31 protein-coding genes are annotated in these 26,267 nt (G+C 66.3%); 22 read left to right on the top strand and 9 right to left on the bottom strand.

Annotation, left to right across the window (positions count from 1 at the left end):
* Positions 1–95: 95 nt before the first annotated feature.
* From THSYN_RS16370 to THSYN_RS33995, 6 genes are all read left to right on the top strand, one after another.
* Positions 96–749: a DUF4351 domain-containing protein gene (locus tag THSYN_RS16370; protein WP_100920080.1), complete on the top strand. Its 654-nt coding sequence runs from the start codon at positions 96–98 to the stop codon at positions 747–749.
* Between the two features lie 181 nt (positions 750–930).
* Entirely contained in the window at positions 931–1,296 is a 366-nt protein-coding gene (locus THSYN_RS16365; RefSeq protein ID WP_216644552.1) for a hypothetical protein, read from the top strand.
* A gap of 102 nt (positions 1,297–1,398) precedes the next feature.
* Complete coding sequence (locus THSYN_RS16360) at positions 1,399–3,114, top strand: hypothetical protein (protein WP_100918684.1); 1,716 nt, start codon at positions 1,399–1,401, stop codon at positions 3,112–3,114.
* Between the two features lie 96 nt (positions 3,115–3,210).
* Positions 3,211–3,366, top strand: a complete 156-nt coding sequence (locus THSYN_RS16355) for a DUF4351 domain-containing protein (RefSeq protein ID WP_157817734.1) — start codon at positions 3,211–3,213, stop codon at positions 3,364–3,366.
* A 63-nt stretch (positions 3,367–3,429) separates the two neighbouring features.
* Positions 3,430–4,872: a DEAD/DEAH box helicase family protein gene (locus THSYN_RS16350; RefSeq protein WP_100920078.1), complete on the top strand. Its 1,443-nt coding sequence runs from the start codon at positions 3,430–3,432 to the stop codon at positions 4,870–4,872.
* On the top strand, positions 4,857–5,738 hold the full coding sequence (locus THSYN_RS33995) for a helix-hairpin-helix domain-containing protein (protein WP_157817733.1): 882 nt from the start codon (positions 4,857–4,859) through the stop codon (positions 5,736–5,738). The genes THSYN_RS16350 and THSYN_RS33995 overlap by 16 nt, the downstream gene beginning before the upstream one ends.
* A 175-nt stretch (positions 5,739–5,913) precedes the next feature.
* Here the strand turns inward: THSYN_RS33995 and THSYN_RS16340 are convergent, their stop codons facing one another.
* The 4 genes from THSYN_RS16340 to THSYN_RS16325 form a co-directional block, all read right to left on the bottom strand.
* Positions 5,914–6,612 carry an HNH endonuclease gene (locus THSYN_RS16340; protein ID WP_100920077.1) on the bottom strand — a complete coding sequence of 233 codons (699 nt, stop codon included), beginning with the start codon at positions 6,610–6,612 and terminating at the stop codon, positions 5,914–5,916.
* Positions 6,613–7,029 (bottom strand): hypothetical protein, encoded by a 417-nt coding sequence (locus THSYN_RS16335; RefSeq protein ID WP_100920076.1) that lies wholly within the window; start codon positions 7,027–7,029, stop codon positions 6,613–6,615.
* 179 nt (positions 7,030–7,208) lie between these two features.
* Positions 7,209–7,589 carry a Uma2 family endonuclease gene (locus THSYN_RS16330; protein WP_236848581.1) on the bottom strand — a complete coding sequence of 127 codons (381 nt, stop codon included), beginning with the start codon at positions 7,587–7,589 and terminating at the stop codon, positions 7,209–7,211.
* A gap of 166 nt (positions 7,590–7,755) precedes the next feature.
* A complete protein-coding gene (locus THSYN_RS16325) occupies positions 7,756–8,826 on the bottom strand; it encodes an SGNH/GDSL hydrolase family protein (protein ID WP_100920074.1) in 1,071 nt (356 codons plus the stop codon).
* 330 nt (positions 8,827–9,156) lie between these two features.
* On the opposite strand from THSYN_RS16325, the gene THSYN_RS16320 reads away from it, so the two are divergent.
* The 8 genes from THSYN_RS16320 to THSYN_RS16285 all read left to right on the top strand — a co-directional run bounded on the left by THSYN_RS16320 (position 9,157) and on the right by THSYN_RS16285 (position 14,157).
* The gene (locus THSYN_RS16320) at positions 9,157–9,339 is read left to right on the top strand and encodes a DUF2065 domain-containing protein (RefSeq protein ID WP_100920073.1); all 183 of its coding nucleotides are present in this window, start codon (positions 9,157–9,159) and stop codon (positions 9,337–9,339) included.
* Positions 9,340–9,461: 122 nt separating this feature from the next.
* Positions 9,462–10,751: an ATP phosphoribosyltransferase regulatory subunit gene (locus THSYN_RS16315; protein WP_100920072.1), complete on the top strand. Its 1,290-nt coding sequence runs from the start codon at positions 9,462–9,464 to the stop codon at positions 10,749–10,751.
* 11 nt (positions 10,752–10,762) lie between these two features.
* A complete protein-coding gene (locus tag THSYN_RS16310; RefSeq protein WP_100920071.1) occupies positions 10,763–12,067 on the top strand; it encodes an adenylosuccinate synthase in 1,305 nt (434 codons plus the stop codon).
* A 257-nt stretch (positions 12,068–12,324) separates the two neighbouring features.
* Positions 12,325–12,555, top strand: coding sequence for a hypothetical protein (locus THSYN_RS16305; protein ID WP_100920070.1), 231 nt, complete (start codon positions 12,325–12,327; stop codon positions 12,553–12,555).
* 3 nt (positions 12,556–12,558) lie between these two features.
* Positions 12,559–12,882, top strand: coding sequence for an addiction module antidote protein (locus THSYN_RS16300; RefSeq protein ID WP_100920069.1), 324 nt, complete (start codon positions 12,559–12,561; stop codon positions 12,880–12,882).
* A 100-nt stretch (positions 12,883–12,982) separates the two neighbouring features.
* Complete coding sequence (locus tag THSYN_RS16295; RefSeq protein ID WP_236848580.1) at positions 12,983–13,357, top strand: type II toxin-antitoxin system prevent-host-death family antitoxin; 375 nt, start codon at positions 12,983–12,985, stop codon at positions 13,355–13,357.
* A gap of 175 nt (positions 13,358–13,532) precedes the next feature.
* Positions 13,533–13,754 (top strand): hypothetical protein, encoded by a 222-nt coding sequence (locus tag THSYN_RS16290; protein ID WP_100920068.1) that lies wholly within the window; start codon positions 13,533–13,535, stop codon positions 13,752–13,754.
* Positions 13,744–14,157, top strand: coding sequence for a PIN domain-containing protein (locus tag THSYN_RS16285; RefSeq protein WP_100920067.1), 414 nt, complete (start codon positions 13,744–13,746; stop codon positions 14,155–14,157). The genes THSYN_RS16290 and THSYN_RS16285 overlap by 11 nt, the downstream gene beginning before the upstream one ends.
* 300 nt (positions 14,158–14,457) lie before the next feature.
* Here THSYN_RS16285 and THSYN_RS16280 read toward each other — a convergent pair whose 3' ends face one another.
* From THSYN_RS16280 to THSYN_RS16260, 5 genes are all read right to left on the bottom strand, one after another.
* The gene (locus tag THSYN_RS16280; protein WP_157817732.1) at positions 14,458–15,522 is read right to left on the bottom strand and encodes a nucleotidyltransferase family protein; all 1,065 of its coding nucleotides are present in this window, start codon (positions 15,520–15,522) and stop codon (positions 14,458–14,460) included.
* A complete protein-coding gene (locus THSYN_RS16275; RefSeq protein ID WP_157817731.1) occupies positions 15,506–16,693 on the bottom strand; it encodes a phosphoenolpyruvate carboxykinase (ATP) in 1,188 nt (395 codons plus the stop codon). Before THSYN_RS16275 ends, THSYN_RS16280 begins: the two co-directional genes overlap by 17 nt.
* A 17-nt stretch (positions 16,694–16,710) precedes the next feature.
* The gene (locus tag THSYN_RS16270) at positions 16,711–16,893 is read right to left on the bottom strand and encodes a hypothetical protein (RefSeq protein WP_100920064.1); all 183 of its coding nucleotides are present in this window, start codon (positions 16,891–16,893) and stop codon (positions 16,711–16,713) included.
* 83 nt (positions 16,894–16,976) lie between these two features.
* Positions 16,977–19,496 carry a hypothetical protein gene (locus THSYN_RS16265; protein ID WP_157817730.1) on the bottom strand — a complete coding sequence of 840 codons (2,520 nt, stop codon included), beginning with the start codon at positions 19,494–19,496 and terminating at the stop codon, positions 16,977–16,979.
* Positions 19,497–19,508: 12 nt separating this feature from the next.
* Positions 19,509–20,336, bottom strand: coding sequence for a sulfotransferase family protein (locus THSYN_RS16260; protein ID WP_100920062.1), 828 nt, complete (start codon positions 20,334–20,336; stop codon positions 19,509–19,511).
* A gap of 275 nt (positions 20,337–20,611) precedes the next feature.
* Between THSYN_RS16260 and THSYN_RS16255 the strand changes: the two genes are divergently transcribed.
* The 8 genes from THSYN_RS16255 to THSYN_RS16220 all read left to right on the top strand — a co-directional run bounded on the left by THSYN_RS16255 (position 20,612) and on the right by THSYN_RS16220 (position 26,253).
* Complete coding sequence (locus THSYN_RS16255; protein WP_100920061.1) at positions 20,612–20,839, top strand: response regulator; 228 nt, start codon at positions 20,612–20,614, stop codon at positions 20,837–20,839.
* Between the two features lie 179 nt (positions 20,840–21,018).
* Positions 21,019–22,695 (top strand): DUF6399 domain-containing protein, encoded by a 1,677-nt coding sequence (locus THSYN_RS16250; protein ID WP_100918590.1) that lies wholly within the window; start codon positions 21,019–21,021, stop codon positions 22,693–22,695.
* A gap of 17 nt (positions 22,696–22,712) precedes the next feature.
* Positions 22,713–23,219 (top strand): response regulator transcription factor, encoded by a 507-nt coding sequence (locus tag THSYN_RS16245; protein WP_100920060.1) that lies wholly within the window; start codon positions 22,713–22,715, stop codon positions 23,217–23,219.
* A 480-nt stretch (positions 23,220–23,699) separates the two neighbouring features.
* Positions 23,700–23,918 (top strand): DUF433 domain-containing protein, encoded by a 219-nt coding sequence (locus THSYN_RS16240; RefSeq protein WP_100920059.1) that lies wholly within the window; start codon positions 23,700–23,702, stop codon positions 23,916–23,918.
* A complete protein-coding gene (locus THSYN_RS16235) occupies positions 23,918–24,247 on the top strand; it encodes a hypothetical protein (RefSeq protein ID WP_100920058.1) in 330 nt (109 codons plus the stop codon). The genes THSYN_RS16240 and THSYN_RS16235 overlap by 1 nt, the downstream gene beginning before the upstream one ends.
* Before the next feature lie 124 nt (positions 24,248–24,371).
* Complete coding sequence (locus THSYN_RS16230) at positions 24,372–24,740, top strand: HVO_A0114 family putative DNA-binding protein (protein WP_100920057.1); 369 nt, start codon at positions 24,372–24,374, stop codon at positions 24,738–24,740.
* Positions 24,741–24,826: 86 nt separating this feature from the next.
* A complete protein-coding gene (locus tag THSYN_RS16225) occupies positions 24,827–25,564 on the top strand; it encodes a hypothetical protein (RefSeq protein WP_100920056.1) in 738 nt (245 codons plus the stop codon).
* A 152-nt stretch (positions 25,565–25,716) separates the two neighbouring features.
* Positions 25,717–26,253, top strand: a complete 537-nt coding sequence (locus THSYN_RS16220; RefSeq protein ID WP_157817729.1) for a YceD family protein — start codon at positions 25,717–25,719, stop codon at positions 26,251–26,253.
* Positions 26,254–26,267 lie beyond the last annotated feature (14 nt).

Below are 26,267 nucleotides of genomic sequence, written 5' to 3'. Positions count from 1 at the left end.
CCGAGCGCCCCGACCAGCCCACCCCCGCAACCGACAACGACACCCCCTGGAAGAACGCCCTGGAGCACCACTTTCCGGAGTTCCTCGCCTAGCGGATGTTCACCTACAACTGCCGGATCTTCCAACGCTACGACCGCCCCGTCGCCAGTCTCGCCGTGCTCGCGGACGACAGTCCCAACTGGCGTCCGGGCGCCTTCGGCTGGGACCTGTTCGGCTGTCGGCACGTCCTGGAGTACCCGCTGGTCAAGCTCCTCGATTACGCGCCCCGCCTGGAAGGCCTGTTGGCAGACCCCAACCCCTTCGCCCTGGTCACCGCCGCGCATCTGCTCACCCGCGAGACCCGCGGCGACGCCGAGCGCAGATATGCGGCAAAATGGCGCCTCGCCCGACTACTCTATGAACGGGATTGGGATCGCCAGCGGATCATCGACCTCTTCGCCGTCATCGACTGGATGATGCGCCTGCCTCCCGAGTTGGAAACCAAGCTCTGGCAGGAACTCACCACCCTGGAGTGTAACAAGACCATGCCTTACGTCACCTCTGTCGAACGCATCGGGTATCAGCGGGGGCGCCAAGAGGAGGCCGGTGCCCTCGTGCAAAAATTGCTTCGGCGCCGGTTTGGCCCGCTTGCTCAGGAAACCGAGGATCAAATCGTGGCCCTGCCGCTGGAGCGAGTCGAAGCACTTGGCGAAGACCTTCTGGACTTCAACTCCCTCGTGGACCTGGACATCTGGCTGCGTCGGCACTGAATCCGGCAACCTCGGGTTTCCACCGAAGCAACACGACACCCGACACTGTGCGGTCCGTACCGGACGCCTTGCGGCTGCGCGCCCGTAGGGTCCGCTGCGCGGACCGGCGACCGCGCGCTCGGCACGCTGGCCGGGATCAAGACCAAGCGCCTCTACCCGTGAAATCCCCAACCCCCTCGCCTTGGTCACCGCCGCGCATCTGCTCACCCGCGAGACCCGCGGCGACACCGAACGCCGCTATGCGGCAAAATGGCGCCTCGCCCGGCTGCTCTACGAGCGCGACTGGGATCGCCAGTGGATCATCGACCTGTTCGCCGTCATCGACTGGATGAGGCGCCTGCCTCCCGAGTTGGAGAACAAGCTCTGGCAGGAACTCACTATCCTGGAGTGCAACAAGACCATGCCTTACGTCACCTCTGTCGAACGCATCGGATACCAACGGGGTAGGATGTTCAATCTGACCCAAAAAGGCGCTGAAAAGCCCATGCAAGAAGCGTGTTGCCGGGAAGGCCCGGCTGTCGGTTCTGTGCTCGGGTGGGTACGATGACGGTGCGACACTAGCTCATGCCCAGCCCTTGACAAACGGCGAACGGTTGGCCAGCCTACTGGCGCGGTGATCTGACCGCCTTGCCGGAGCGCGCACGACGTGATGAACGCATTCAAGAGCCCAGTGAGCCGTCTGGCCAACCTGTTCCAGCGGTCACGTGATGCCTGGAAGGCGAAAGCGTTGGAGCGGCAGCAGCGCCTGCGGGCCGCGGAGGTCAAGATTCGGGATCTGGAGCACAGCCGCGCGCAGTGGAAGGCGCGTGCGCTAAAGGCGGAGCGTGGGCGAACGGGCGCCGAAGAGGCCGCGGCGCCGGCGGCTGACGAACCAGTGGATGAGCCACCACAGCTTGCGCTGTCCCCGCCGGTCGGCCATCACTATTCGGTCATGGTCATGCAGTTGACCATGCGGCTGTATCTGCACGCGGGGCTTGGCAGTCGCGGCGTGGCGCGGGTCTTGAATCTGTTCGGCGCGACATTCCCGGTGGCGGCGCCAGCCCACACCACGGTGCTGAACTGGATCTATCGCTGCGGTCTCGCGATCCTCAATCGCCAACCGGAATGGCGCACGGATTGGATCTACGTCGCTGATCATACCATCGCCTTGGGGGCATCCAAGTGCCTGGTAATCCTGGGTATTCCGGTGAATGCACTGGCTCGGAGCGGTTACAGTCCGGGTCACGGCGCCATGCAGGTGCTGGCCGTGGAGATCACCACACACAGCACGGGGGCGTGGGTCGCGAACGTGCTCAGGCGCGTTGCGCAACGCACCGGTCCCCCGGTCCAGATCGTTGCCGACCACGGCAGCGACCTGCGCAAGGGCATCGCCTTGTTTCAGGAGCACGCCACTGCCTGCGTCTATACTTATGATATTTCTCATCTGATCGCGACGCTGCTCAAGGCCGAGATGGGCCGGGACGCGCGCTGGGAGTCCTTGCTGGCGCACTGTCGCAACGCCTGGTCAGCCTTGCAGCAGACCGATCTGGCCTTCTTGCTGCCGCCTCGGCAGCGCCTCAAGGCGCGTTTCATGAATCTGGATGTCCAGGTGCGGTGGGCACAACGGCTCCTCGCCTACCATGATCGCGGCGACTTCAGCGCGATCCGCGCGCAATACGTCCTGAAGTGGCCGGCATGGGAGCACCTGTGCGCGCGGTTCGGCGCCGCCCGGGCGCACCCATTGCGGGCCATCGTCGGCATTCGCTATCCCGACCGGGCGGCTTTTTGCCAGGCACTGCAGACACACTCAGACCTCGAGAGTGATACGCTCGACGATGTGTTCTGGCAGCAAGCGGACGCTGGGTACAGCCGCTTCCTTGACGGCTTTGCCTGGCTACTGTCCTACCGGGATGACCTGGTGGATTACGCGCAAATGATGGCGCAATCCAAGCTGATTCAGTCGCACCTCAAATCCAAGGGCCTCCAGCGGGGCTCCCAGGAATCACTCCAGGCCACGCTGCCACCGCAGTCAACGCTCACCCCACGCACGGCGGCCTTTACCCAACAGATGCTCGCGAAGGTGGCAGTGGAAGCCGCCAAGATCCCGACTGATAATGTCTGGCTGGCATCCTCCGATATCATCGAATCGGTCTTCGGGAAATACAAATGCTTCACCGCCAGGGGGCCACTCAAGGAGATCGGCAAGCTGCTGCTTGCGATTCCTGCCTTCATCGCCGACCTGGCGACTCCGTTGATTCGGGAGGCGATGGAATCGGTGCGTACGATTGATGTCGAGCACTGGGCGCAAGCGCATATCGGTGCGTCGATGCTGGCCCGGCGTCGGCATGCTCTCATTGATTCGTTATCAAACACTAAAACTGTATGAAGATAATTTGTGAAATAGGTCCGATATTGAACACCCTACCAACGGGGTCATCTTGAAGGCCATGAGGAAGGCCGCCGCGCAGAAGCCTCGGCCCTGGTGCAAAAACTGCTGCGGCGCCGCTTCGGCGTACTGGCTGCGGAGACCGCCGAGCGCATCGCCGATCTGCCGCTGGAACGAAGCGAAGACCTGGGTGAGGCGCTGCTGGACTTCACCGCGGTCACCGACCTCGAAGCCTGGCTCCGCCAACACTGAGCCGCCGCCTGGCAGCAGTAACCGGACGCCCAGCCCGCCACTGCCCCAGAACCCGAACACCCAGTGCCCAACCTGACCGACCTCCCGCTGCAACTCACCTACCGCACCGGCCGGGACGACCTGGTGCGCGGCTTCTTCGTCCCCTGTCTCCAGTCAGCCGTCCTCTACCGCCGCGCCGCCGGCTATTTCACCAGCAGCGGCCTCGCGCTCGCCGCCCGCGGGGTCGCGAGCCTGGCGCTGCGGCGCGGGCGGATGCGACTCATCGTCTCCCCGCACCTGGAACCGGACGACTGCGCCGCCCTGGAACGTGCCCGTGACACCCCGGCTGCGGTGCTGCGCACCATCGCCGCCCGCAGCCTGGCCGAGATCGAAGACGCCCTGATCAAGGACCGGCTCAACGCGCTCGCCTGGCTCGCCGCCGCCGGTCTCTTGGAGATCAAGCTGGCGCTACGCGTCACCCCGCAGGGCAGCTACGCCCGCGGCCTCTTCCACGCCAAGACCGGCGTCTTCTCCGACGACCGCGGCCACCACGTCAGCTTCTCCGGCTCCGCCAACGAGACCGCCGGTGGCCTGGTCGAGAATTTCGAGCACCTGGACGTGTTCCGCTCCTGGCAGGACCCGGAAGGCCGGGTCCAGGCCGCCATCGACGACTTCGAGTCACTGTGGACCGGCCAGGTCCCGGGCCTCTCCATCATCGACTTCAGCCAGGCCAGCCGCGTCCTCCTGGAACGCTACCGCAACCCCGACCAACCCCCGCCCGGCATCGACCCCAACCAGGTCCGCGAGCCCGGCCCCGGCGCCACCTTGACCCCGCCCGCCGGGCTCGAACTGCGTCCCTACCAGAAGGACGCCATCCGCGCCTGGAGCAAGGCCGGCGGGCGCGGCGTCTTCGCCATCGCGACCGGCTCCGGCAAGACCGTCACCGCGCTCGTTCTCGCCAGCAAGGTCGCCGAGCGCAACCGGCCCCTGGTCGTGATCATCGTCTGTCCCTTCATCAATCTCTGTCGCCAGTGGATCAGAGAAATCGCCGCCTTCGGCCTCGACGCCATCGCCTGCTTCGAGGGCCGCCACCGCTGGCAGGCGCAACTGGAAGAGGGATACCAACGCCTCACCGCCGGGCTCGACCAGGTCCAGGCCATTGTCACCACCAATGCGACCTTTCAAAGCGACGCCTTCCAGACCCGCCTGCGCCCGCGGGTCGCGGCCGGCAACGTCCACCACCTGCTGATCGCCGACGAGGTCCACGACCTGGGCGCCGAGAACGCCCGTGCGGCACTGCCCGACGGCATCACCCTGCGCCTGGGACTCTCCGCCACCCCGGAACGCCATTTCGACCCCGTTGGGACTGCCGCGGTGCTGGACTACTTCGGCTCGATCGTGTACCAATACAACCTTGCGCAGGCCATTGCCGATGGGCGTTTCTGTCGTCACCGCTGCCATCTTCGAGATGAACACCCTCTCAGACCGGATCAACTCATTCGATTCACATCATGTTCTCCGCTGTAATCCGATCAACACTGCTCTGTGTCCTTGTCTTTCTGAACGGACTTGCTCTTGCCGCGGATCTGCAAGCCATTGAGAACGTTCGCTTGGTGCCGGCCGAATGGGCGGATGGCGACAGCTTTCTGGTGCGTTTCCCGGACGGATCGGAACACACGCTGCGCCTGTATGGTGCGGATTGCCTGGAGTGGCATGTTACGGATGGCGCCGACGCCAGGCGCCTACGTGCCCAGCGACGGTACTTCGGTATTTCCGGTTACGGCGGAACGCCGACCGCTTCTATCGAACTGGCAAAATCCCTGGGGGAGGCCGCAGCCGTCGCGACGCGTTCACTGTTGGCGGAACCATTCACTGTGCACACCGCGTTTTCCGATGCCAAAGGCGACGGCAGGTACAGGCGCATTTTTGCATTCGTTACCACAGCCCAAGGCGAGGACCTTGCCACGTCACTGGTATCCGCGGGGCATGCCCGCGCCTTTGGCGTGTATCGAGCGACTCCGAAGGGATTGAGCAAGGAAGACTATCGGGACGTCCTGCGAGACAGCGAACTGCTGGCGGCCAATAAGCGCAAAGGGGTCTGGGCCTACACCGATTGGGATGCCTTGGCGGAAGAGCGTCGCGCCGAGCGAGTGGAGGATTCGGAAGCCCGCATCGCGACTGGGCACAAGCACCCGAAGCAGCCCACGCAGATGGTGGATGTCAACTCTGCGGCCAGAGATGAACTGATGGGCATCCCCAGGGTCGGCGAAGCGACTGCCAATGCCATCATTGAGGGGCGCCCATACCAGACCGTCGAAGATCTCTTGCGGGTAAGGGGCATTGGCGAGAAAATGCTCGAGAAGATTCGCCCTTGGGTAAAGATCTCGCCGTAGATGCCGCCCTGATAATCAACTGCCCAAATGCGCGGATCGAACATCCAGTCAGCGCGAGGCAATCGCGCGGGTCGTTTCACCGCTTTCCGAGTGCTTGTGTACGACACGGGGGGCTGCGGGCGTGCAACTTCACCTTTCGGGAGACGCCCCAAGGCTCAGGTACCTCCGAATCGAGTCATCGTAAACCCACAAATACGCTGCTCCGGTGCCAACTCAGCCGCTTCGGGTCTGGCCGCAAACCCTGGGTCTCGGGGAGGTAGAGCAGTCCACCTTGGTGCTGCATCAGACTGCGGCCAATCGGCGATTCATCTTCAAACCTTCCCTCCGCGACGCGAACCACATAGACCCCGTCCTGACAATCGACCGTCCATAGCCCCCGATCAAACATCCAATGGGCGTCTCGCGTCAGCGCGAGGCCATTGCGCGGATCGTTGTCTCCGCTTTCCGAATGCTTGTGGATGTGTGCCGCTTCGACAAGGTGCTCGCTGTCGGTATTCATCCGATAATCTGTCAAAGCGCAGGTGAACTTGTAGCCAGTCAGTACATCGCTGCGGAACCTGGCGCTTCGGCCCTTCGCGAGGCTCTTCTTGTACTCGGCGGCGTTGCGCTTGATGGTCGCGATGGCTTCCGTGGTCGGCTCGGGGATCTTGAGGTTGGCGCAGAGGGCAATTTGCTCGGCCGCCTCGAAGTACACGGCGACCAGTTGGATGCGGGCGCTGCGTCGGAAGGCCGCGTCTTGCAGTGCATCCCAGAGCGACTCGTCTATATGGCACAGCCTCGTCGTTTCCCTGGAGCGGGACGGTTCCCGGTCCTCGGTGAAGCGTTCCCAGATGCGATCCCGGTGCCCGCCCAGGGCATGGAACGGCAGGCGCATCTATCCGCCAAGAACCGGCGCTCGTCCATGCATGGAGGAGTCAATGCGCTTGCTGATCCCAGCAGCCGCCTTGCGCATGACCTCGATGGAGTTTCCCACCCAGGCGGAGACGATCGGGTTCTCGACCAGCGTATCGGTGGAAATGATATGGACAGTCTTGCGCGTGCTGTCGGGGGGCAGGGCAGCGATGGCGGTCCAGATCAGTTGCAGGGTGGTGGTCGAGTCCTTTCCGCCGGAGTAACCGATGATCCAGGGCAGGTTGTCCGCGGTGTAGGGTGCGCGAATCTCCTCCTGGAGTTCGGCGACGGTCTTGCGGAAGCCCAGTGCGTCGAAGGCGGTGGCGCGCGGCTTGGCCTGCGATACGGGTTGAGCTTGGTCCGCCGACAAGTCGGGTGCGCTGGGGTGCGATGCGTTCATTGGAAACCCTTCGAGAAGTGCAACCGTCGAGTGAGAAGTATACCTTGGCCCTCAACGAAGCGACTCCGGGACGGAAATGCCGGGGCGTCGGCTCGCCCCGGGCGCGAAGCGCCTGGCGGCCTTGATCATAGCTCCGGCGACCCTGCTGGACGGGAGGTCGCTGGTCCGCACAGCGGACCCTACGGGCGCGGGGCCGTAGGGTCCGCTGTGCGGACCAAAGATATGGCCGTACAGGCATCGAGTATCCAGCGGCCGTCCGGTTGACGGGTGAAGACGTCGATGGCGGGCCGGTCCTGGGCGATCAGCACATACTGGTGCAGGCTCGGCAGGCCGCGGTAGATGGCGAACTTGCCGCCGCGGTCGTAGCCCTCGGTGGAGGGGGAGAGGACCTCGGCCACCAGGGTGGCGTTGGTCAGGACGTCGCGGCGGCTGTCGTGAAAGACCGGCCGATCGCACAGGACCACGATATCGGGGTAGGCGCAGGCGTCGGCGGTCGCGACACGTAGACGCATGTCGCGGGCGAGCACGGTGCAGGGGCGTGACTTGAGCTGTTGGCGCAACTCGCTGGCGCAAACGATGGGTTTCGCTGCGCTCTACCCATCCGGGACTGCCGGGACATTCAGCCAGTCGTCTTGCGCGATAACGTCAATCAAGGGCGAGCGGTGAGGCCTGGGCCAGCGCGCAACGGATACGCCAGGTGCTGGCGGTTGATCGCCGGTCGCGCCCTCAGGCGCGGCGCAGCCCCGCTGCCGCGGCCCGCTGCCGCCCGGGTCCGAGCAGCAGCAGAATCAGCCCCGCGCCAAGCAAGAGCATGGGTGCGGGCTCCGGGACGGCGTCGTACATCCCTGCGGCCAGGTACTGGTGGGCGAGCGCGCTCGGGTGGATCTGGTCCCAGAAGAGATAGCTCTGCGGGGTCGCGCATTCGCTGACGGCTCCGGTCGGCTTGACGACAAAGACCCCAATCAGACAGGCGTCGGTCACGTTGCTGAAACCCATTTCGGTCGCGTTGGCGACGGCGTCCTGGAGAAAGCCGAAGCCGTCGAAGCGGACGAGGTCGATCCCCGACACGCCCAGAAAAGTGTTGAAGATCAAATCAAGTTGGGCGTTGTATGACTGGGTCAACGTGGTGGCGTCGGCTGCAGTACCGGGAAAGAGTGCTTCGAGCGCCCGAATCTCCGGCGTCAGGCCGATGTCGGGGATCGATGGCAGTAGAAAGCGGCGGGCGCCGTTGTTGATCAGGGTGTTCAGGGACGACTGTATGTCCGCTAACGATTGACCCATGAGTGCGGCGGCCGCGGCGGGGCCGCCGGACGGTGCGGCCGCCACGGAGAGGATGTCGAACAGGTCGTTGGAGCCGAGCCAGAGTAGATACAGTGCGTTGGAGTCGAACACGCCAGGCGTATCGGCCTCATACTTGGTGATCTGGTCGAGCAGGCTGAAGGGCTTCGTGGCGGTGCCAACCGCGGGCGGCAGACCGTCTACGACATTGCTGGCGTGATACCGGGAGCGCGCCCCGCCCACCGCATAGTTGGTTCCCCCCAGGTAGACGGGTGTGAGGTCCCCAGGCAGGGCGAGTTTGTCCCAGAGCAGTTCGGAGTAGCTGCGGCCGTTCAGGAAGCGGCCGTTATCATAGTAGTCCGGGGTCGGAACTGTACCCTGGGTCGCGGCGAACAGGTTGCCGTTGTCGGACAGGCTGTCACCGAAGACGTACATGGTGGAGTAGGCCGGCATGGCGGCGACCGGCGGGGTCAGGGCGGCGATCAGTAGTGCGGAGAGGGCGTAGCGCAAGGGTGGCATGGGGCGGCTCCGGGGTTGGGGGGCAGGAAATCGAGCTATCCGAATGCGGGCCGTGTAGCGATCTTAGGGCGCTGAGGGTGACGGACAAGGCGTTTTGCGGCAAGACAAATATTCTGGGGTTGTCGGCGCGGACCCACGTCGTCGCGCGCGACCCCGGTTGCCGCTGCTGCCGGGCCGGCGGCCAGGGGCGGCAGCGGTTCCGCGTTGGACAAACGCCCCCAGGTCTGGAACACTGCCGGGCTTGAAACGCTCTTCGGGGACTCCCGGGGGCCGTGCGGCACGGGTCGGCGGTCTGGGGTCCCTGTCCAACCGGCGCGATGCCTGACTCTGGTGCATGAACTTCTGATCGCGATGGCGCTGCTCTTCGTCCTGGAGGGCGTCTGGCCCTTCCTGAGCCCCGTGAGCTTTCGGCGCGCCCTGCTGGCGGTGGCCGGGGAGCGCGACGGCCCCCTGCGGTTGACCGGGCTCATCAGCATGGTCGTCGGGGTGGGACTCTTATATCTGGTCAACTGAGCGGCGCGGGTTCGGCGTCGCGGTTCAGACCCCCGTACCCCAACTTCTGCACCAGGGGGGCGGGGGGTTGGGGGCTCGTGTCTCTATCGGTCCGCACAGCGGACCCTACTGAAGTGGTGTCGATGGACGAGGAACGCTGGCTGCTGCCGACCGGGATCGACGAGGTCCTGCCGCCCCAGGCGCAGGTGCTGGAGTCGTTGCGCCGGGATTTGTTGGACCTGTATCGGGGCTGGGGTTACGAACTGGTGATCCCACCCTTCATCGATTACCTGGAGTCCCTGCTGACCGGGACCGGGCAGGATCTCGATCTGCAGACCTTCAAGCTGACCGATCAACTGAGCGGCCGGATGCTCGGGGTGCGGGCGGACATGACGCCCCAGGTGGCGCGCATCGACGCCCACCACCTGCGCCGCGACACCCCCACGCGCCTGTGCTATCTGGGCACGGTGCTGCACACCCGGGCGGACGGTTTCGCCGGGACCCGCAGCCCCTACCAGATCGGCGCGGAGATCTACGGTCACGCGGGGATCGAGAGCGAGGTCGAGATCCTGCGCCTGATCATCGAGACCCTGGGCACCGCCGGAATCGCGGGCTGCTACCTGGACCTGGGGCATGTGGGGATCTTCCGCGGTCTGGCCCGCCAGGCGGGTCTGACCGCGGCCCAGGAGCACGCCCTCTTCGACGCGCTGCAACGCAAGGCGATCCCGGAAATCGAGACCCTGGTGGCCGGTTTCGGTCTCGCCGGCGCGTCCGCCGACATGCTGGCGGCCCTGGCCGAGCTGAACGGGGATGACGCCCTGACGCGGGCAGCGACGGTCCTGCGCGCGGCCGACGCGCCGGTGCAGGAGGCGCTCGCTGACCTGCGGCGGCTGGCCGCAGCGCTGAACCAGTGGCTGCCGCAGGTCTCGATCCATTACGACCTGGCCGAACTGCGCGGTTATCGCTACAAGACCGGGGCGGTGTTCGCCGCCTTTGTCCCGGGTTGGGGGCTGGAGATCGCCCGCGGCGGGCGCTATGACGACATCGGTCGGGTCTTCGGGCGGGCGCGCCCGGCGGTGGGCTTCAGCACCGATCTGAAGGGACTGCTGCGGCTGGGCGCGGGGCGCGCGGCCCCCGATCAGGAGCGGGCGGCGATCTATGCGCCCTGGTCCGCGGCCCCGGCGCTGCTCGCGCAGATACAACGACTGCGCCAGGCGGGGGAGCGGGTCGTCACCGCGCTGCCGGGTTGCGCCGCTGGGCGCGCGGGGGTCTCGTCTGCCACGCCGGGAACCCGCGGGCGGGACGCCCGCGCTCCCGGGGGGGGCGAATCGATCGTTCTGACCCCGGACCAGGAGGCCCGCGCCCAAGGGTGCGACCGGCGCCTGGTCGAGGGTGCGTCCGGTTGGGAAATTCAGGCATTGGCTAAGACTTAGGAATCGCTCAGATGGGCAATAGCGTCGTAGTGATTGGCACCCAATGGGGTGACGAGGGTAAGGGCAAGGTCGTGGACCTGCTCACCGACCGGGTGGCCGCCGTGGTGCGCTTTCAGGGCGGACACAATGCGGGCCATACGCTGGTGATCGACGGGGTCAAGACCGTGCTGCACCTGATACCCTCGGGCGTCCTGAGGGCGGGGGTGCGCTGCCTGATCGGCAACGGCGTCGTGCTCTCGCCCGCGGCCCTGTTGGCGGAGATTGCGGCCCTGGAGCAGACCGGGATCCCGGTGCGCGAGCGGCTCGGCATCAGCGCCGCCTGCGCCCTGATCCTGCCCTACCATGTGGCGCTGGATCAGGCGCGTGAGGTGGCCCGCGGCGTCAAGGCGATCGGCACCACCGGCCGCGGCATCGGCCCGGCCTACGAGGACAAGGCGGCGCGCCGCGGGCTTCGCTTGGGCGAACTGCTGGAGCCCGAGCACTTCAAGGAGCGCCTGCGCGAGGTGATGGAGTATCACAACTTCACCCTGGAACACTGGTTCAAGGCCGCGCCGGTCGACTATGCCGCAGTGCTGGACGAGGCCCTGGCGCACGCGGAGCAACTGCGGCCCCTGGTGGCCGACGTGCCCGGGGTGCTGCACACCCTGCGCGCCCAGGGTGCGGACCTGCTGTTCGAGGGCGCCCAGGGGTCCATGCTCGACATCGATCACGGCACCTACCCCTATGTGACGTCATCCAACACCACGGCCGGCGGTGCCGCCTGCGGCAGCGGCGTGGGGCCGCGGGACTTGGACTACATCCTGGGGATCGTCAAGGCCTATACGACGCGGGTCGGCGGCGGGCCCTTCCCGACCGAGTTGTTCGATGCCCAGGGGGATCGGCTGAGCGAGCGCGGGCACGAGTTCGGTGCCACCACCGGGCGCAAGCGTCGCTGCGGTTGGCTCGATATGGTTGCCCTCAAGCGCTCCTTCGCCATCAACAGCGTCACCGGTCTGTGCATCACCAAGCTCGACGTGCTCGACGGGATGCCGACGCTCAAGATCTGTACTGCCTACGAGCTGGATGGTCAGACGATCGACACCCTGCCGGTGGGTGCCGATGCCGTGGCCCGCTGTACCCCGCGCTATCTGGAGTTGCCGGGTTGGTCGGAGTCCACCGTGGGCACCGACTCACTGGCGTCCCTGCCGCCCAATGCGCGCGCCTATCTCAAGACCATCGAGGACCTGTGCGGCCTGCCCATCGACCTGCTCTCGACCGGGCCCGATCGGGCGGAGACCCTGGTGCTGCGCAATCCGTTCGAGGGCGAGCCACAGTGATGTGGTGAATTAGCCTTGATCATAACCCCGGCCAAGCCGCACCGGCGAGCGCACGCGCTTAAGCCCGCGCGGACGATGGGAGCGCCGCACCCCAGTGCGGCGCGGCCTCGCGAGCGACCGCGGCGTTGCGTTCTGCGGATAGGCCGCGCCGCACTGGGGTGCGGCGCTCCTAGTGGCCGGAATGATGATCGAGGCCCTGGTTCGCCTTGATCATCGTTCCGGCCACCCCCGGACCTAGTTCAAGGCTTCCGCCTTGGATGGGCAAGACCAAGGCTGAAGCCTTGGACTCCAGCAGGTGGCCGCCGGCCGGCACGATGATCAAGGCCGCCGGTGCGAACCGCTTCCAGCAGCGCCCGGAGCCCCCGCTCGGCCTCCCGCGCCTGCTTGGCCCGGACGCCGAAGTGCGGCGGACCATCAGGCTTGATCGCCTATCATCGCTCGATTACAGTAGTGCCTATGTTCGCGATCAAACGGTGATCGAGGAATAAGCCATGACTGATAAGATCCGCATTGCCGACCTGCCCGACTTCGATCCGGCCGAGCATCTGAAGGACGACGAGGACATGGCCGCTTACCTGACCCTGGTGATCGAGGAGGGCGATCCGGCCGAGTTGGCGCATGCCTTGGGGATCGTCGCCCGCGCGCGCGGAATGACCGAGATCGCGAAGGCCTCCGGCCTTACGCGCGAGGCGCTGTACAAGGCGTTGCGCCCGAATGCGCAGCCGCGCTTCGAGACCGTGAGCCGCGTATGCCAGGCCCTGGGGGTAAAGCTGGTGGCGCAACCGCTGGTTCGCGACGATCTGAGTCAGGGCTGAATGGCGAGCGGCGGGCCAGTCGGAGATTCTGGGTCGGGTCTTGCTTGACCCTATGTTCCGGCTAAGAGTTGAATTGAGTAGACTGTCGTCGGAATTGCCCATGGAGATACCGATGCAAGTTTCAGTAACCGAGGCCAAGGGGCAACTACCGGACCTGGTGCGACGCGCCGACGCTGGAGATGAGGTCATTCTGACCCGCAACGGTCATGCAACCGTTCGTCTGGTCCCCATCAAGACAGCGCCGGACAAGAAAACCCGGCGGACGCTGTTAGAGGCATTACGGGCGTCCGCGTCCCCCACGGCCGGGCCGAGCGTTGCGCGCAGCCAGGATTTTCTCTACGGTGACGATGGCCTTGGCCTCGAAGTGGTGCCTGTGACCGCAACCTCGGCCCGGCGCATTGCGCGGGCTTATGAGCGGTGGGGAAAAGGCATAAACCCCGCGGCCCTCAATTTCGGGGACTGCTTCGCCTATTAGGCATCGAGGAAATCCAATTGCTCTCAACATGCCGCGTCGCGGGTGAGCGGGAGGGGTAGCTTCGGTATTCGCCGCTACGGTGGGCTGGCGGACGAGGCATAATCACTGAAATGAAGTCTGGACCCGATATCGTAAAATCGTTCTGACCCCGATACCCCGTCCCCGGAGCCCATCTATGAACGCCGTCGATCTGATCGCCCATGAAGCAACCGAGCTGCCCGAGGCCCTGCAGGCCGAGGTCCTGGACTTCATCGGCTATCTCAAGACTCGCCACCCCAGGGCCCCTGCGGTTGCCTCCAGCGACGCTGGGTTATCAGAATTAATGGCGTTTTTTGCGCCCTATCGAAAGGACTTCGGTAACTTCGTCTTCGATCGGGACGAAGCCAATGCCCGGTAGCTTCATCGACTCCAATGTCGTCCTCTACAGTCTGAGCAAGGACGAATCCAAGCAGCGCAGAGCACTGGAACTGCTGGCCAGCGGTGGTCTGATCTCCACCCAGGTCCTTGGGGAGGTGGCCAACGTGATGCGCCGCAAGCTCGGCTACGAGGTCCCAGCGATCCGCGATGTCCTGCTACGGCTCATCGGCGACTGCCCACTCCATCCGTTGGCACCCTCGACGGTCCTGCGCGCGCTCGATGTCGCACAGCGTTTCGGCTTCTCGTACTACGACAGCCTGATTGTCGCCGCAGCCCAAGAAGCCGGCTGCGCTATCGTTTATTCCGAAGACTTGCAGCACGGCCAGGTTGTGGGCCCCGGATTGACCGTCGTCAACCCGTTTCTCGAACCAGTCGAACCATGAACCACCCGATCGGCCGGCAGGGCGCCGGTCGCGGATCCGTCCGCCGTGAACCGCTGCCGAGTCAGCCATGCCGCACGGCGCCGCTTCGCCGATCCGCCCCCCGCCCGGATCGCAATTCGGGCCCGGTGCTGCGTGCGCTTGCGCTTGAGCGGTTCATCGGGGAGGAGGCCGCGAATAATCGTGGTGCGTCCCCGATTCCCCCCCGATTCCCCCCCCCCGATTCCCCAGGAATTCGATCTGAAAGGTGATCCGCGCCTGAGGCCGCGCACCCGGGAGGCCGTCGGCCCACCGCCCGGGCAATCACCGCTGACACAGGGAACGAATCTTCTGCGGATACCAACTCGGCGTGATCAGGCGCTGGGGCAGGTTGTGCAGGCGGCCGACCAGATCGAATTGCGGCGCCAGGCGCGGCAGCGCGATGCGCAGCCAAGCAAGGCACTGCGACCAATGGGCCCTGACACCGGGCCTGACGCCGGCCGGCAACGGTTGGCCGAACAACCGTTGCACCGCGAGCAGATAGGCGCGCACCGCAACGCCGTGCCCCACCCGATCGAGCGCGGCGAGCAGGCCCGGCCAAGCGATCCCCGCGGCGCCCGGCAGCGCCCGCAGTTGCGCAAACTCCAACAGTTGGCGCAAGGCGCGATGCCCAGCGCGTAAGCCCCCATCAGCCACCTGATGGTGCAACGCATTATGCAGCAGCCGATGCTCCAGGGATGGCACCCACAACCGCAGCCCGTCCCAGTCAAGCGGCTGCGCTGCGCCGCACACCCGCGCCAGCGGGAGCGCTTGCGCAGGCACTGACGCGGGCAGCATCCCGCGATGCAGTTCCACATAACCGTCGCCGCTGGGATGAAACAGGGGGGCGACATGATGAAATGCGGCATAATCCGCCGGATCGACATTGGGTGCATCGAAATAGCCGCCCGCCCGCAACACGGCCTCGCCGTGCTCGGCCGGCGCGTTGACCAGCGCCAGGTCCAGATCGCTCATCATGCGCGCCGCCGCCTGCGGGTATTGATCGGGCAGCAGGGCGATCGACCCCTTGAGCAGGAGCGGCTCGATCCCGGCCGCGTTCAGGTAGCGCACCGTGTCACGCAGGACCGCACGCAGCCGCGCATTGCGCGCGTCATTGAGCCGATGAAGTTCCGCCAGGGCGGCGCGCACCGGGGTCGGCACCGCGTCCAGCCGCTCTCGTGCCGCCAGTACGGCATAGAGGGTGGGGGCCACCAAGCGGGCGGCGGCCAGCCCGTAAATCCCCTCCCAGTCGAGGGCACGCCCCTCCGTCAGCGGGTCCGCGCAATGCCCGACCGGATCGAGCAGGGCGGCGAGATCGGACCAGCGGGTGATCCTAAGCCGATGTGCCATGGGCGTCGTACTCGCGTGAGTCACGGTCATTGAGGAGGTCGCGTACCAGCGCCAGACCCTGGTCGAGGTCCGGATAGCTGACGGCATAGGCCGGCACCTTACTCACCCAGCGTGCCAGGGCCTCGAGCTTGATCTGGGTCAGATCGCGGATCACCGCCTCGGCCTCGATGATGCCTTGCAGTGCCCGCGCGGGCGTCAGCGGCTCGCAGCGGGGCGCCCGGCCGGGTCGAAAGCGCGGAAACAGAAACAGGGCCGGCGCCCGCAGACCGGTCGCCGCCCGCCCGCAGGGCGGCAGGAAACGCACCGACTGGCCCAGGCGCTGCACGGTCGGCGCCTGGGCCAGGTCCGGTCGGCACCCCGCCAACACCGGCCAACTGCCGGGCTTCAGACACAGCGGCAACCCCAGTCCCACCAATTCGCCGTCCGGGGTCACCGGGACCACGTCGTCGCTGAGCAGCCCGTAGCCCGCGGCATTGAGTGCCGCGGTCAGGGTGCTCTTGCCGGAGCCGCCGGGCGCGACCAACAGGAACGCACGCCCGTCGGGCGCGACCAGTCCGCCGCCATGCACCACCAGCAGGCGCTCGCTGGTGCGGCAGCCGAACTCGGTCAGGCCGTGCAGCATGGCCACCAGTGCGCCGTCGCGGCCGTGCCCCGTCTCCCAGACCCGGCCGTTGGCGGTGAAGGACCAGTGCGAGACCGTACCATCCAGAATAAGGCCATCGCTGGGCCGCCCCCGATCGGGCTGGTCCGGGATCGGCAGCGGCACCATCAAGGGAGCAAGCAGCGGGGCGAGGCAGGCGCCCAAGGCGTCATCGGTGATTGCGAGCGTCAGTGTCCGTTGCGCCACCCGCAGCCGCCAGGCCCCGGGCAGTGGCGGCGCGCCGTCGGGCGGGGACAGGGTCGGTAAGGACTGCACCGGCACCGCCAGCCCGGCGGGCGCGTCCGCGAGCAAACCGGCGGCGCGCCAATGTCCGCGCAAATTGTCGAGATAGTCGCGGGCCTCGCCCGTGTTCAGCCCGAAGCGCTCTACCAGCAGCGCGGCCAGCGGCGCCGGCGCCCAGCCCGCCGCGTGCAGGTCCCACAGTGCAGCGGTCGCGGCATCCAGCAACCAGAGCCGGCGGTCGCCCGGGCGCGCCAGCAAACGGCTCGTGCCAAGTGTGGTATGGAGCATGATGCCCGGCCCTCGCCCTAGCCAGGCATCTCTGGCAGATCGGTGATGGACGCCGCCGAGGCGCGCGGCGATAGCAGCAGGGTGAGCACCGCCGGCGGGGTCAGGGCCGCCAGGGCGCCGAGTGTGCGCAAGGCCGCGCGGCGCTCGGCATCGGTGGGCGCGGCGGCGTCCGGGGTGGCGTCGTCAACGGGTGTGTACATCGCTATGGTTCTCGTCGGTGAAGGGGTCAGTCGCGGACAGAGGAGCGCGGGCGCGCCGAAGCGCCCGGCGCGCCCGGCCCGGCTCAGTTACCCAGATAGTCCCAGGTCAGTGAGCGCACCTTGGTGGTGAGGGTGAGGGGGTAACCGTTGGCGTACGCGGGATCGTTCGCATTGATCACCTTGCCGGTCTGCCGGTCGGTCAGACGCGAGCGTGCCAGGATGGCGGGGTCGCCCGTCCAGTGCAGCACCACCTGCGAACCCACCGGAGCGGTGCGCAACTCCAGGTTCCAGGTGCCCGGCCAGCCGTCGGCGGGGCGGAAGTCGGTGCCATAGTCGCCCTTGCGCGGCCCCCACGCGGGTTGCGGATAGACCAGGGTCAGATAGGGCGTGGCGAAGGGCGCCATGGCGCTGAGGTCCGCGGGGTCATAGCCCGGTTCGGCATCCGGCCATTGACCGAGTCTGGCCTGGGCCTTCCAGCCGGTCTTGGGGGCATCGACCTTGAGCTGGACCACCCAGGCACCCGCCGGCAGGTCGGCGGCGGCGGCGCTCGGGATCAGCGCATCCAGCCAGGCCAGATACCAGGGCCGCGCCGGCGCGGCGGCCAGCGGTGCCGCGAACCCCGTCGGCAGCGCGCCCAGTTGCAGCGTGGATGCCTCGGCGGGGATCAGCAGCTCGATGGTCTGGTCCGTTGCCCCGGGCAGCACCTTGACCCAGAACGCCTTGAAATATTGCAGGTTGCCCGGGCTGGACAAGGCATCGCTCCAGTACTCGAAGGTGTTGCCATTCCAGATCCAGATCTGATTGGACAGGACGTTGGCAGCGGCCGCCTCACTAGGGGTATAGATGGTGCTGCCATTGACCCGCACCCGCACCTTGGACCAGTCCACATCATAGGGAAAGGGATTGCCGATCAGCTTATAGCCGGTCGGATCGCTGCCGGCACGCACCGGCACCACCACGCAGCCGTTGGCCGACTGGCAGCCGGTGAGGCCGGTGGTCACCGGGGTGGCGCTGCCCGTGACGGCGAGCTTGCCCCCGACCGGCGCCGCCAGGGTCTTGATCCAGTAGCCGGCGCCGGACCTGAGCGCACTCGGTTTGGTCAGCACCCGATAGGCGCTCGCGGTGAGCGGCAGGTCATACATCAGCCAACCGCTGGAACCGTAATTGGCGCCGACCAGGTTGGCCGTGGGGCCGTTGCCCAGTACGTTGGCGACGTTGGCCGGGCCGGCAACAGGCTGGCAGGGCAGGGCCAGCATCTGCCATTGGCCTATGGGGAGGGCGATGCCTGGACCGCAGGGGGCGGCGGCATCGGTGATCCCCGCGGTGCTGTTCTCCCCGCCGCTGGCCTCGGTCCAGAACAGGTCGGGCTGGGCCGTGGTCGCCGACCCGCCGCTAAAGGTCACGCCGGATGAATTGGCCTCGTCGATGCCGGCGGAACAGCCGACGTCCTGGGTGCTGGTACAGATGAAGATGGCGCCGCCCAGGCCCTGACCTGCAGTGGCGGCAGCACCACTGGATGTGCCCTGGAAGGCACTGCTGCCGGCGAAGCTCACGTTCCTCAGGACCAGGCTGCCGCGTTTGACGAAGATGGCGCCGCCGAGGCCAGCACCGCCACCGCCGTAGAGGCCAAGGCCGCGGCCGCCCCCGAAGCCGCCGTTGGTGCCAAGGCCAGAGCTTGCCCCCGTGTCCCAGTTCTCGTAAGTGCTGCCGCCACCGCCACCGCCGAAGCCGCCAGCGGCGCCGCCGGTGCCGATGGGGTCCATGCCGGACATCCCAAAGACGGAGCCGAAGCCGCCGCCGCCGCCGAAGCCGCCGCCGCCGCTTGTGCCGCCGTAGGAGCCGCCACCGCCGCCGCCGAAGCCGCCGTCGCCATTGTAGCCGCCACCTCCGAAGCCACCGTTGGGCGAGTCATAGTTGCTACCGGCACTGCCCCCGTAAGCACCCAGGCCGCCGTAGCCGGCGCGGCCGCCATCGGGATCCGTGCTGGCACCGAAGAGACCGCCGCCACCCCAATGGCTGCGTCCAAACATCCCCCCACCGCCCACGAAACCGCCAGCCCAGAAAGCGTTTCCACCTGCCGCCGCGTTGCCGGTGAGGGCGACGTTCTCGACCGTGACGGTCCCGCCATAGATGAAGAGGGCGCCACCCAGTCCGGCCCCGCCACCGCCTTTGTGGCCAGCACCGCCGCGCGCCATGCCGTTGGCGAGGTTCAGGTTCCTGATCGTGACCGTGCCGGATTTCACGAACAGCGGGCGGTAGCTCTCGCCGCCGCTCAGGGTCCGGGTGGTACTGTCGCTTTGCAGGCTGACATTGGCGTCGATCAACCGCTTCATCACCCCTTGAATGGTGACGTCGGTCGTCAGGGTGATGGTGTCGTTGACGCAGCCGCCGCCGGGATGACCGGAGGAGTAAGGGGTATCCGGCGCCGTGCCCTTGTTCGCAGTCATGATCGCCCAACTGAGGCTGCCGATCGTGCCGCCGGTGCCGTCGTCCGTGGGCTGCGTGACTGAACAATCGACGGCCGCCTGGGCCGCGGGACCGGCCAAGGCCAGCGCGACGGCCAGCGCGAGCCGGTCAGGACGGGAGAAACTTGGTGCGTGCATCAGGAATTCCTTTCAATCGGTGAGTCGGCCGGGGAAAAAGGTGCGATAAAAATCGCCGAAATGGTCGCGCAACTCCCGGGCGATGCGCGGTGGGACCGGGTGCGGGGCCGGCGGGCGGATGGCGGTGAAGGTGCGATGCGGGTATTTGTAGCGGTAATGGCTGTCGCTCTCGCCGGGCTTGACCGGGAGCGCGAGCGGGTCGAAGGGGGTCGCCGGGAGCCCCAGCCAGCGGTGGATGTCCTGCATCGCGGCCACCGGCTCGCTCACCAGGTGCTCGAAGACGACGTAATAGACCTGCCGCTGCACCGCCTCCGGGACCTCTTGCAGGGCCTCGATCGACTTGAGCGGTCCGCCGATCAGCCCGTCGGCCGCCAGCAGCTTGTCGGCGCGGGCATAGTGCGAGAGGTGCGCCAAGTGGTCGGGGAAGTCGAGCAGCCGGGTACGGGCGTGCTGCGCCTCGATCGAGCCCAGGACCTGGCCGAGCTCGCGCACGCACACCAGCATCCGGAACCCCGGGTCGACCGCCTGCACGGTCTCGATCTGCGCCAGCCAGCCGCGATTTTTGTCCACCACCCAGGGCCGCTCGGCATCGGCGAACCAGCCGTCGACAAAGCCGTGCCAGGCGCGCGGCAGGCGGGCATAGGCGCGCGCGAAGTCCACGTCCAGTTGCGCCAGCAGGAACTCGTTGTCACTCCACTGGTGGCGCAACTGGATCAGGATCTGGCACAGGGGGGAGCTGTGACCGCTGCTCTCAATCTGCGGATGCAGGCTGAGCAACTGGCACAGCAGGGTGGAGCCGGCGCGCGGCAGGCCGGCGACATAGATCAGGCGGGGGGGCATGGTGGTTTACCTCTCGCCAGACGGTGGCAGTGCCACCGGCAAGGCGACCAGCGCGGGCGTGTTCATCTGAATGTGGAGCGCGCCCCCGCCGCGGCTTTATTCGGTAAGCCTCGACGATACGGAGCAACGCCGACCATGGCCGCTGCACGGCGGCGGCGCGGGCGGTGATCCACTACGCAACAGTCTAACAAAGGAAAGTCTCAAAAAAGGACACAATGACCTGAGACTCTTGTGAGACTATTACCCGCCAATGCGTTCATTTTTTTGGTGCCGCCATGAAACCGCTCGTCCTGCTCCGCCATCTGACCGCCCTCTGTGTCGAGGACGATCGCGGCCAGCGTAAGGTGGCCAGTCAATTACTGTTAAGTTTCTTTAACGAATTGCTGATGGCGGAGAGCGGCGAGGAGGGGTTGCGGCTGTTCGGGCAGAGGCCAATCCAACTGGTGATCACGGACCTGAAGATGCCTAGGATGGCCTTGATCATAAATCCGGCCAAGACCTAGCGTAGGGCTTGGTTAACCCCCACTGGAGAGCGGCAGGACCCGCGAAATTGTGTACCCTTGGAAGTGCAAACAAACCGAGGGAGAAGCACGATGTTCGAAGGTCCTGCCGGGATCGACTTTAGCGCAGACATCGGGTCGACGCCATCGGGCGTGGTCCGGCGGTCGGCCGGCGGTGGGTCGTGAAGCACCGCTCGCGCCTGGAGCGAGCCGAACAGCGCGGGGCGGCCGTGGCCCGCTTGGCGACGGGGCAGCCGCAACGCCACGTCGCCGCCGAACTGGGCGTGGCGCGCAGCACCTTGCAGGACTGGTGCAAGCCGACCCCGGTCGGCGCGGCCCCGGCGGTGTTGGCAGCCTTCGTGGCGACCCCTGAGGGCGTGCAGTGGCTGCACCAAGTGGTGGTGGCGGCGCACTTCGTCATCACGCTGCACGGCGGTGCCGGGGTGCGGATGGTGTGTGAATTCTTGAAGTTGAGTGGGTTGTCGGCGTTCGTCGGCGCGAGCTATGGCACCCACCAGGCCCTCAATGCGGCCTTGGAGGAGATGGTGGTCGCCGTGGCGCGTGAGCAACGGGCGGCGTTGGCGGTGGGCATGCCGCACCGCGCGATCACGGCGTGCGAGGATGAGACCTTTCATCCGCAGATTTTGTTGGTCATGTTGGAGCCGGTGTCGAACTTTCTGCTGCGCGAACAGTACGCCGCCGATCGCACGGCGGCCACCTGGACGCAGGCGTTGCGCGCGGGTCTGGACGGCTTGAACGTGACCGTGATCCAGGGCACCAGCGACGAGGCCACAGCGTTGCGCCGCCATATCCAGACGGATTGTGCGGCCCATCATTCCCCGGACCTGTTTCATGTGCAACAGGAGGTGTCCAAGGGCACCAGCCTACACTTGGTCCGCCACGTGAAACAGGCGGGCGCCAGCGTCGCGGCCGCCCAGACGTCGCTGGACGCTGAGCGGGCGACCGCGCAGGCCTATGACGCCCAATCCCCGCGTCCGCGCGGGCGCCCACCGGCGTTCGCGCCCCGCATTGAAGCCGCCCTGGCGGTCGTGGTGCAGGCCGAAGCCGATCAGGTACAGGCGCAAGCGCGTCAGGCCGAGGCCCGTGAACTGGTGCGTGAGTTGGGGACCCTCTATCACCCCTATGAGTTGGAGCAGGGACAGGCGCAGCCCGTGGCGCGCATCGCGCAACGCTTTGCCGACGTGTGGACGCGGCTGCAACAGCTGGCCGACGCGGCCGATCTGCCAACGCGCGCCCGTGAGCGCCTGGCCAAGGCGCAGCGCCTGACGATTCAGTTCCTTGCCACCATTACCTTTTTCTTTGCGACCGTGCAGGCCAAGGTCGAGGCGCTGAATCTGCCGCCCGCCGTGGAACTGGCGTTGCTCACGCAGCTGATTCCGGCGCTCTACCTCGAGCGCGTCGCCAATCGCAGCACGCTCGCTGAACCGCGCCACCGTCTGCACGCCCTGAGCCGGCAGTTGCTCGAACCGCTGCGCCAACGCGATCATCCGCTCCAGGCCCTCCCAGAGGCCGAGCGCGCGCGCCTCGAACAGGTGGCCGGTGACTGCGCCGACCTGTTCCAGCGCAGCAGTTCCAGCGTGGAGGGGCGCAACGGCCAACTGTCCCTACATCACCATGGCCGACATCGCCTGAGCGACCGCAAGCTCGAGGCACTGACCGCCGTACATAACTTCCACCTCCGTCGCCCCGACGGGACCACTGCCGCTGAGCGCTTCTTCGGCCGGGCCCACGAAACGCTGTTCGCGCAGGTGCTCCAGCGCATGCCGTTGCCCCCGCCGCCAGCGCGCCGACGACCGCGCCCGCCCAAGCCGCCCGCGCTCCTGCCGGTAGCGGCGTAACGGGGGTGGCCGGAACGATGATCAAGGCCCCTAGGATGAACGGTCTGGAGTTGGCCGCGGCCATTCGGGAACGCGACCGCACGGTGCCGATTATCATCACCAGCGTATCTACCGAGACCGCCGATCTGCTGGCGGCGAACCAGCTCCAGCTCGTGGATTATCTAGTCAAACCACTGTCCCGGGAGCGGATCAAGGCGGCGCTCGAACGTGCGGCCTTGGGGCTGCTCGCCGAGGGCCGGGTGTTCGTCCGGTTGGATGCCGACACCACTTATTGTGCCGCCGACGGCACTCTCTGCCGTCTGACGGAGCGGATCGCGCTGACCTCCCGCGAACGGGACGTACTCGACCTGCTGGCGGCGCATCGCGGCCAGTGGCTGAGCAAGGAGCGCCTGCTGGCCGGGCTCTACGCCGAGACCGACACCGGCAGCGAGGCGAGCCTGAAGAACCTGCTCCTGCGGCTGCGCCACAAGATCGGGACGGACGCGATCCTCAATCGCTATGGCGTCGGCTATCGGCTGGCTTAACCCAGCGGAGCGGCGAGTTCGCGAGTTCCGGGGACAGTTTACTTATCTCTCCGCCGGCTACAGAGACCGAACTGAGTAAACTGTCCCCGGAATTGCGGTGGTCCTGTGGCGGGTCTGGCCCGAGGACCACAACCCCGGCCCCGGCACTCACCGCCGACTGGGGCGCCGAGCGGCGGCGCCGAGCGAGGGGAACTGAAAGGGGCGCGGGCGTCCCGCCCGCACTTTTGGCGTCAAGCCCAAGATCGCCTGGAACCGACCCAGCGGCAATCACGCTTAGTCACGCTGCCGAGCCCCACCCAGCCCGCCCGCCTGATCTGCAAACCCATTTGCCCGGTGTCCTTGGCGCGGCTAAGATAGGGGCCGTATCCGATTGCGCTTGGCGGATACTGGGGACAGACCACGGTTTCTGCTCCAGCAAGCCGTGAGCAACTGCTCTTCCAACAAGTTGAAAGAGCTTTCTCTAAGGTCTACAGTTACTACATGAACGACTGGTCCTCTTGTCCTGCCGTCGAGCGCGACCCTGAAAAAGTCAGCGGAGCATGGGTCTTCCGAGGCACCCGTGTCCCGGTTTCGGCCCTGTTTGAAAACCTCGAAGATGGGGCGCAACTATCTGATTTCGTTAACTGGTTTCCAGGCGTTACACTTCAACAGGCGCGCGCCGTGTTGGAGCACGCGGCACACACGTTGGAGGCTGCGTAGTGCGAGTGCTTTTCGATCAAGGCACACCTGCCCCGCTACGTAACCATCTGCCGGATCATCATGTCTCCACCGCCCACGAGTTGGGCTGGAATAACCTTAAGAACGGCGAATTACTACAACAGGCAGAGTTCTCTGGTTTTGAAGTTTTGGTCACAACCGATCAAAATCTCCGATATCAGCAGAATCTTGCCGGCAGAACTATTGCTATCGTTGTCCTGAGCACGACGAGTTGGCCACGAATTAGAACTTTCGCGCACCATATTGCCAATGTTCTTGCAAGTATCAAGCCGAACAGCTACATTGAAATTCTTGTGCCACGCAACTACTGACTTGCAAATATGGTGCGAATAAGGGGCCAGTGCGGCTTGGCAAAGTCGCGTAGTCTAGTCCAGGCAACTTGTCAGAGATCGCAAGGAATTGGCTCCCGGTCGCACGATGGGTGGAGGCAGATAGATGAAGGCATGTATCGGGGTGGAGACCTGGACCACCATGCAGGAGCGCGCCCTCGCCATCGCCCGCCGGGTGGATGCCGGCCAAGATGTCCCGGAGGCGGACTATTACCTCAACTTCAGCAGCGCGGAACACCTCGCCAGCGAGTTGACGCCGGCCCGGCTGAAGCTGCTGGACGTGCTCAAGCCACTCGGGCCGCTCAGCATCAAGGGACTCGCCAAGCAGTTGGGGTGTATCCCCGCGCTGGTACAGACGGATACCGCCAAGTTCTTGGACCTGGGGCTGGTGGAGCAGGACACGGCAGGCCGGGTCTTCGTGCCCTGGGAAGCGATCGAGATCGATGCAGGGCTGACCAGGGCCGCGGCGGCATAAGCCGGGCGAATCAGGGGCGAAGCAGGTGACAGACCCCGAGGTATCCCCATAAATGAGGTTCATCCGCCCGGAGATCGGCTTCCAAAATGCGCAATCTGATGGATTTCAGTTCCTGGCAGGCGGTGATCACGACATTGCTCGGGTTGGTCGTCGTGACCGTGCTGATGGTGGGTATCCGCCTGCTGGTGATGGAGACGGTGCAGCAGCGCCGCAATCGCGAGAACCGTCAGATCAACGAACGGCTGCGCACCTTGATCGCCGCCTACAAGACGCTGGGCGGTTCCTTCACCGGCGACCTGGCGGTCGATCCGACGCACCTGCGCGATCTCCGGGCGTCGGCCGGGGGCGCAGACACAGCGGCGGGCGAGGACCTCTCGGTCTCCGTCTCCTTTGATCGTGCGCGCCGCATCCGCGATGTCGTTGAAGGGGCGCTGTCGGACGTGATCCTGCTCGGCACCGAGCGGCAGGTGCTGCTGGCGGCGCGGGCGGCGACCGATCTCGTCGCGGGACGCCCGGTCCACACCGATGAACTGGTGGTCTCGCTGCGCGACTTCATTCGCAAGGTGCTCGACCTGGAGCCCGTGCCAACGAAGGTGGCGATCCCGAAGCAGGGTCCAACTCGCCCCGGCGGCGGAGGCGGCGGCAAAGGCAAGGGGGACACGGGCGGTGGTGACCGGGCCGGCACGAAGCAGGACGGCAAGGGTGCGGGGGCCGGCGGGGGTGGTGCCGCCGGGGGAGGAATGGGCCTGGGGCTGGGTGCCGGCCTGGCGCAGGGCGATCCAGGACGCGAGGCCGAGTCGAGTCCCTTGGAACTCCGGGATTAAGTGGGCCAGCCGTCGGTCGCTTCCCCGAGACGTGAACGTCCGCAAGCGGATTCGTCGGCCACAACATCAGTTCCGATCGCACCCGGGGACTTGATGTGTGATTGACTCACTGACCAAAGATCGGTTATTTTACCCGGCTTATGTCGGCCCCATTGCCTCAGAAACTCGATCCCTGGCGGGCGGTGCACCTGGGTGCCGCCTTCGCCGGCAGCGCGACCCTTGCGCAGTTGCCGCGGCTGGCCGCGGCGGTCGCGGGGGCCGACGGACCGGCGCAGTACGCGTTGCGGTTCGAGCGGGATGAGGCGCGACAGGCGGTTGCGCTGGGCCAGGTTTCGATGGCGGTGAGGCTCATCTGCCAGCGTTGTCTCAAGGACGTGGTGTACCGGCTGGAGGCGCCGATCGCCTTGGCTTTGGTCCGCGCGACGACGGGTGCGGACGGCCTGGGCCTGGTCCAGACTCCGGAGGTGGCGGATCATCTGGACACGCTGCCGCTCGGCGAGGAGCCGATCAACCCCCTGGACCTGATCGAGGACGAATTGCTGCTCGCCCTCCCGCTGGTACCCATGCACGGGGTCGGTGAGTGCCAGGCGGCGCTCTCGTCAGGCCTGACCGAGAACGCGCCGGCTACGGAAGCAGCCGCGCGGGTAAACCCGTTCGCAGTGCTCGCCACACTGAAGTCCAAAGGCTAAAAGCCTTTGATTTA

Origin of the sequence: Candidatus Thiodictyon syntrophicum, assembly GCF_002813775.1 — a bacterium.
Classification (GTDB): Bacteria; Pseudomonadota; Gammaproteobacteria; order Chromatiales; family Chromatiaceae; genus Thiodictyon; species Thiodictyon syntrophicum.
The sequence above is the reverse complement of the archived record's forward strand: the minus strand, read 5'-3'. Positions and strand labels throughout refer to the sequence as shown.